We start from the raw sequence: 1,383 nt of genomic DNA on the forward strand, positions 1-1,383 counted from the left end.
GCTAACCACGGTAGGGTCAGCGACTGGGGTGAAGTCGTAACAAGGTAGCCGTAGGGGAACCTGCGGCTGGATCACCTCCTTTCTAAGGAAGCTGTTTTTAGCAAGGGTGCCGTATGGCCGTCCTGATGCCCAAAAAGTTGCAAGACTTTTTGGATAAGCTATCAGGACCAAGCAAAAACTGCTTTTTAGAACAAGATCGGATCAGTCAGATCACGATCGAATGAAATACGCCGCATAGATGCTTGCATCATGACGGTATGGCGAGACCCGCCGTCCACGTTTCTCTTTCTCACAAGGATATACGAACCACGCCCGCTCACATGCCGTGTTGAGTGACTTCTAGGTGGTGCGTGCTTGACCCAAAATGGGCCCGTAGCTCAGGTGGTTAGAGCGCACGCCTGATAAGCGTGAGGTCGGCAGTTCGAGTCTGCCCGGGCCCACCATTTTGGTAGCCAGGCAGATGACTCGAAAGGTTGGGGCTGTAGCTCAGCTGGGAGAGCACCTGCTTTGCAAGCAGGGGGTCAGCGGTTCGATCCCGCTCAGCTCCACCATTTTGTTTGGTGTTGAACTGACGGTTATCCTTGGAGAAATATAGTTTGCATCGTCTCTTAAGAGATCGATGCCTGTTCTGCTTACATTGTGAAGAGAAGATGTGTCTGGAACGAGCGAAAGTTCGTTGTCCATAAGCACGATCGTTGTTGGGGTGTTCTTCGGAGCGCCTCTCTGGCGGTCTGCTGGATTGATGTTGCCTGACCGCGCATCACCGGATTGCATCTCGAGAAGCTGGTCTAATGACACGGCCTCGGAATTGCTCGGCGTAATTCCAATGAGGACCGTGTCGAACACGTCGATGGCATCTGACTGGCCCGGTTGTAGAAGGTAACCGGGCTTTTGGGCTGGCGGTGCGGCATACGAAAGTTGCCCGCATGGCCAGGTTTGGCACCCCTTCGAGCGCAAGCGAGAAGGAAAGGTTTGCCAAACCCAAATAAGGATGAGCATTGGCAATGAGAACGATCAAGTGTCAAAAGGGCATTTGGTGGATGCCTTGGCATGCACAGGCGATGAAGGACGTGATACGCTGCGATAAGCCGTGGGGAGCTGCGAATGAGCTTTGATCCATGGATCTCCGAATGGGGCAACCCACCTTAGATGCTTGGAAAATCATTTTGGTTGGTGTTTGGCTGAACGAAGCGAAGCTTCGCAAGGCCAGAGGCCGTCGCGCACGTTTGCGCGCCCCAGCGGAGCGTCAGCTCCGAAGGAGCGTCAGGCGCGTGAGCGAGAACCAAAGTGGTTTCCAAGCATTGTTGAAAGGTATCTTATCCTGAATTCAATAGGGATAAGAAGCGAACGCAGGGAACTGAAACATCTAAGTACCTGCAGGAA

2 tRNA genes and 2 rRNA genes are annotated in these 1,383 nt (G+C 53.1%); all 4 read left to right on the forward strand.

Annotation, left to right across the window (positions count from 1 at the left end):
* Positions 1-82, forward strand: a 16S ribosomal RNA gene (locus J2Z31_RS29045); the annotation flags it as partial.
* A 284-nt stretch (positions 83-366) separates the two neighbouring features.
* A tRNA-Ile gene (locus J2Z31_RS29050) sits at positions 367-443 on the forward strand.
* Positions 444-475: 32 nt separating this feature from the next.
* Positions 476-551, forward strand: a tRNA-Ala gene (locus J2Z31_RS29055).
* 461 nt (positions 552-1,012) lie between these two features.
* A 23S ribosomal RNA gene (locus tag J2Z31_RS29060) occupies positions 1,013-1,383 on the forward strand; the annotation flags it as partial.

The organism is Sinorhizobium kostiense, assembly GCF_017874595.1.
In the GTDB taxonomy this organism is placed as follows: domain Bacteria; phylum Pseudomonadota; class Alphaproteobacteria; order Rhizobiales; family Rhizobiaceae; genus Sinorhizobium; species Sinorhizobium kostiense.